This is a genomic window from Vibrio sp. M260118, assembly GCF_036533755.1.
Taxonomy (GTDB): Bacteria; Pseudomonadota; Gammaproteobacteria; order Enterobacterales; family Vibrionaceae; genus Vibrio.
In genome coordinates this window covers 1-5,018 of the sequence record NZ_JATABG010000270.1, presented here as the reverse complement: position 1 = coordinate 5,018, position 5,018 = coordinate 1, and the positions used below count along the sequence as shown (strand labels likewise).

The following is a 5,018-nucleotide window of genomic DNA, read 5'->3' as shown; positions in this document are numbered from 1 at the left end:
AACGATACCGAAGCCGAGTTTTTCTAGTTCAGGCAATAAGCCAGCATCTTCAAGATAGAGTTTCGCCACTTTTGAACCGGGAGCAAAAGAGGACTTAACCCAAGGTTTTCGCACTAAGCCAAGCTCATTGGCTTTCTTAGCGACGAGTCCAGCAGCGACGACGTTACGTGGATTACTGGTGTTAGTACATGAAGTAATGGCTGCAATGATTACCGCACCATCGGGTAGTTGGTCATCCGCAGGTTTTTGCTCTAAATCTTGGGCAATACCTCGCTCAACAAGCTCAGAGGTAGGCAAACGACGGTGTGGATTCGAAGGGCCTGCCATATTTCGCGACACTTTAGACAGGTCAAACTCGAACACTCGCTCATATTCCGCAGTTTCAAGATCATCTGCCCACAGTCCAGTTTGCTTAGCGTAGTTTTCAACTAGCGCTACTTGCTCCTCATCACGACCTGTAAGTTTCAAGTAGTTGATGGTCTGCTCGTCAATGTAGAACATCCCTGCGGTAGCACCATACTCAGGCGTCATATTCGAAATAGTTGCTCGGTCACCAATGGTCAAGTCTTTCGCGCCTTCGCCAAAGAACTCAAGATAAGACGAAACAACACGCTCATTACGTAGGAATTCTGTAATAGCGAGGACAATATCAGTCGCAGTGATGCCCGGTTGGCGTTTACCAGTTAGCCTTACCCCAACGATATCTGGCAGACGCATCATAGATGGACGGCCAAGCATCACGGTTTCCGCTTCTAATCCGCCAACACCAATAGCAATAACCCCAAGCGCATCAACGTGCGGTGTATGGCTATCGGTACCAACACAGGTATCTGGATAGGCAATTCCCTGTTTGGCCTGCACAACAGGAGACATTTTCTCCAAGTTAATCTGGTGCATAATGCCGTTACCCGCAGGGATCACGCTTACATTTTCAAATGCCGTTTTACACCATTCGATGAAGTGAAAACGGTCTTCGTTTCTACGCTCTTCGATGGCGCGGTTTTTATCAAACGCTTCAGGGTCAAAACCTGCGTGTTCCACCGCCAATGAGTGGTCAACAATCAACTGAGTTTCAACCACAGGGTTCACTTTGGCAGGGTCTCCGCCTTGCAATGCAATCGCGTCACGCAAGCCTGCTAAATCAACTAAAGCGGTTTGACCTAGAATGTCATGACAAACCACTCGCGCAGGATACCAAGGGAAATCTAAATCACGTTTACGTTCAATGATCTGCACTAGGCTTTGGGTCAAAGCTTCAGGATCACAGCGACGGACAAGTTGCTCGGCTAGCACGCGCGACGTGTAAGGGAGTTTCTCGTAAGCACCTGGAGAGAGTGTATTTACGGCTTCTCGGGCATCAAAATAATCAAGATGACTACCCGGAAGCGATTTTCTGTATAGGGTATTAATGCTCATAACTGCTTCCATTCCGGTAGGTGTTTGCTCCCTTGGTCGCAAGGGAGCAAGGTCGACAGTGCTATCGTTTTTCGATTGGAACCCAATCCTGGTGATCTGGCCCTGTATAATCTGCACTTGGTCGAATGATTCGGTTATTCGCGCGCTGCTCGTAAACGTGTGCAGCCCAACCTGTTAAACGGCTCATAACGAAAATTGGCGTAAACAGCTTGGTAGGAATATCCATGAAGTGGTATGCCGACGCGTGGAAAAAGTCTGCGTTACAGAACAAACCCTTCTCGCGTTTCATCACCGCTTCAACACGTTCAGAAACAGCATATAGATGTGTGTCACCTACCGCTTTTGAAAGCTCTTGAGACCAACGTTTGATCAACGCATTACGTGGATCGCTCTCACGGTAAATCGCATGACCAAAGCCCATGATTTTGTCTTTGTTGGCTAGCATCTGCATGATATTGGCTTCTGCTTCATCTGGCGTTTGCCAATCTTCAATCATCTCCATCGCCGCTTCGTTAGCACCACCATGCAAAGGACCACGTAACGTGCCAATGGCAGCGGTAATACAAGAGTGGAGATCAGACAGCGTCGAGGCACAGACACGCGCCGCAAAGGTCGAGGCATTAAACTCGTGCTCTGCATAAAGAATTAAAGAACAGTGCATGACCTGCTTATGTATTTCCGTCGGCGCTTTATCGGTTAGCATTTTTAGGAAATAGCCGCCAATGCAAGTTTCAGAGTGGTCATCGGTATCGATACGCACGCCATCATGGCTAAAGCGATACCAATAACAGATAATCGCAGGGAACAAGGCGAGCATACGTTCCGTCGCATCTAACTGCTCATCAAAGCTCATCTCTTGTTCTAGATTACCTAGTACGGAACAACCGGTACGCATGACATCCATTGGGTGCGCTGACGCGGGGATAAGCTCTAACGCTTGTTTTAGCTCGCTTGGTAACCCACGCAAACTGATTAAGCGCGTTTTGTACTCATCGAGTTCCGTTTGTGTTGGTAAGTGACCGCGTAACAGCAAGTGTGCCACTTCTTCAAACTGAGCATTGTTTGCTAGATCAGTAATATCGTAACCACGATAAGTCAGACCCGTTCCTGTTTTTCCGACAGTGCACAAAGCTGTGCTACCAGCGCTTTGACCGCGTAGGCCTGCGCCACCTAACTCTTCATTCTTTTTCGATGATAGAGGCATTTTGAACTCCTTTTCTGTTCGATCTTGCTCTCTTAATGGAGCGGTTGTTGATCGAACAATTTCACGTTATTGATTGGATTCTTAAGTAACTTATCTTTAATCGGATTTCTTGGGCTTCCGTTTATCTACTTTCCTTCAGAAAACAGCTGATCAAGCTTGTCTTCATAGTCATGATATTTAAGGTGAGCATAAAGCTCTTTACGGGTCTGCATTGATTCAGTCAGCGCTTCTTGATTACCCACTTCTAATAGATGTTTGTAGACGGTTTCTGCTGCTTTGTTCATGGCACGGAACGCGCTGAGTGGGTAAAGCACCATATCCACTTTAGATTTAGCTAACTCTTCACAGCCATAAAGTGGGGTTTGACCGAACTCAGTAATATTGGCCAGGATTGGCACGTGCTTGCCCGTGGCACTCTTGAGCGCATCTGAGAACTGAACATACTGCTCTAGCTGATTCATCGCTTCAGGGAAGATCATATCCGCCCCCGCTTCTACACAAGCAATCGCACGCTCAATCGCGCTATCAATCCCTTCAACCGCTAACGCATCGGTACGCGCCATAACAACAAAACTGTCATCATTTCGGGCATCAACCGCCGCTTTCACTCGGTCGACCATCTCTTGCTGGCTCACAATCGCTTTGTTTGGTCTATGACCACAACGCTTTTGCGCCACTTGGTCTTCCATGTGCACAGCACCTGCGCCTGCTTTTTCCATCGCTTTAATGGTGCGAGCAATATTGAATGCGCCGCCAAAGCCGGTATCGATATCAACCAGTAGCGGTAGATCGCAAGCGTTAGTGATACGCTCGACATCCACTAACACATCGTTGAGTGTAGTAATACCTAGATCGGGCAAACCGTAAGAAGCGTTGGCAATACCGCCACCAGAAAGGTAGATAGCTTGATGGCCTAGATTTTTCGCCATCATTGCGCAGTATGGGTTAATCGTGCCGACGATCTGCAATGGCTCATTTTGTTCGACAGCAAGTCTGAACTTGGCTCCTTGAGATAAACTCATGACTCTTTCCTCTAATCCTTCAGGATTTGTTGTTCGATCAGTGTTCGGCTACCAGAAATATGACGTCGCATCAGCATCTCTGCTAACTCTTCATCACCATTCTTAATAGCGCGCAAGATATGTTTATGTTCATCTAACGCCTCTACTGGGCGCGATTGTGCTCGCGGCGACTGGTAACGGTACATCCGCAGCAAATGGTAAAGCTCACCACACAGCAAAGAGATCAGCTTGCTGTTACGACTGGCTAAAATGATTCGGTAGTGGAAGTCAAAATCACCATGCTGGTGAAAATATGATGCTCCTTCAACTTCACTGATATGACTGGAGTGTTTTGAGAGAACGGCATCCAGCCCTGCAATTTCTTCTGGAGTGATGTGTCTGGCCGCCAAGCGAGCCGCCATCCCCTCTAACGCCTCGCGAACCGAGTAAAGCTCAACCAACTTTTCTGGAGAGAAGGTAATCACCCGTGCACCTACATGTGGGATACGCTCAATCAAGCCTAAGCCTTCAACGCGCATAATCGCCTCGCGCAAAGGGCCTCTGCTAACTTGGTACTGCTTAGCTAATTCAGGCTCAGAGATTTTGCTTCCTGGCGCAATCTCGCCACTAACAATCGCTTCCACAAGCGACTCAGTTAAGCTCTCTGACTTGGTATTCTCTTTCTCAGCAACACCGTCTTTTTGTCGAGTTTTAATCTCAGCTTTAATATTCAATGCACTCGCCCTATTGGCAACAAACTGTCTACAATCTCATTACATGCATTTAAAATAGACCATGTTATTGTCGACAATCAAGAATATTGTCGACAATTTAGACCAAGGTCGTAGACGCTTAACAAGGCACTACGACCCTGTGTTAGTTAGGGCAAAATGACTGTATGTTGCGCAAGTCATCAATATTGCCTATATGACAATGACTTACACAAAATATGCAGCTAGTATCTTATTAAATAGAACTAACTTGCTGAATTGGACATATGGATGTGTCGATACCAAAGCTAATTTTGATATCTCTGCTCACTGCTGGTGCGACTGGGTGCTCGGTGTTTGGCTCTACCCAGCACCAGCCCTACTATCCCTTGCTGAGAGATAGCCACTACTCTGATGAAGATGTAACGGTAATTGAGACCGACAACGTGCTTAAGTCGGCGTTGAAGCGTAATGATTATGTACCCGTCGAGGATAGAAATCGGGTAAATCAATCTGTAGATAAGGTTTTTGCAGAAGCGATTGATAGCCATGCCGTCTCGGTTGAGGACCTAAAAGGAAGCCTATTTCACGATGGTGTTGAGCAGCTAATCAAACAATTTACGTGCGAGCTATATGCAAGCCAACAGCCTAAAGATTCCGTCCAACTGTGTCCCCAATCAAACAAGA

At 47.0% G+C, this 5,018-nt stretch carries 4 protein-coding genes and 1 pseudogene; 1 reads left to right on the top strand and 4 read right to left on the bottom strand.

What is annotated here, in order from left to right:
* The 4 genes from QTO00_RS14650 to QTO00_RS14635 form a co-directional block, all read right to left on the bottom strand.
* On the bottom strand, positions 1–1,416 hold a 1,416-nt coding region (locus QTO00_RS14650; RefSeq protein WP_331425453.1), incomplete at its 3' end, for an aconitase family protein.
* Between the two features lie 61 nt (positions 1,417–1,477).
* Positions 1,478–2,620 carry a bifunctional 2-methylcitrate synthase/citrate synthase gene (gene prpC / locus QTO00_RS14645; RefSeq protein WP_331425452.1) on the bottom strand — a complete coding sequence of 381 codons (1,143 nt, stop codon included), beginning with the start codon at positions 2,618–2,620 and terminating at the stop codon, positions 1,478–1,480.
* Positions 2,621–2,745: 125 nt separating this feature from the next.
* Positions 2,746–3,642, bottom strand: a complete 897-nt coding sequence (gene prpB, locus QTO00_RS14640; protein WP_331425451.1) for a methylisocitrate lyase — start codon at positions 3,640–3,642, stop codon at positions 2,746–2,748.
* An 11-nt stretch (positions 3,643–3,653) separates the two neighbouring features.
* A complete protein-coding gene (locus QTO00_RS14635; RefSeq protein ID WP_331425454.1) occupies positions 3,654–4,349 on the bottom strand; it encodes a GntR family transcriptional regulator in 696 nt (231 codons plus the stop codon).
* 275 nt (positions 4,350–4,624) lie between these two features.
* Between QTO00_RS14635 and QTO00_RS14630 the strand changes: the two are divergent.
* Positions 4,625–5,018: pseudogene (locus QTO00_RS14630) on the top strand (hypothetical protein); the annotation flags it as partial.

Coding starts and splice junctions, on each gene's coding strand:
- prpC (WP_331425452.1), bottom strand. CDS start 2,620: ATGCCTCTATCATCGAAAAAGAATGAAGAGTTAGGTGGCGCAGGCCTA.
- prpB (WP_331425451.1), bottom strand. CDS start 3,642: ATGAGTTTATCTCAAGGAGCCAAGTTCAGACTTGCTGTCGAACAAAAT.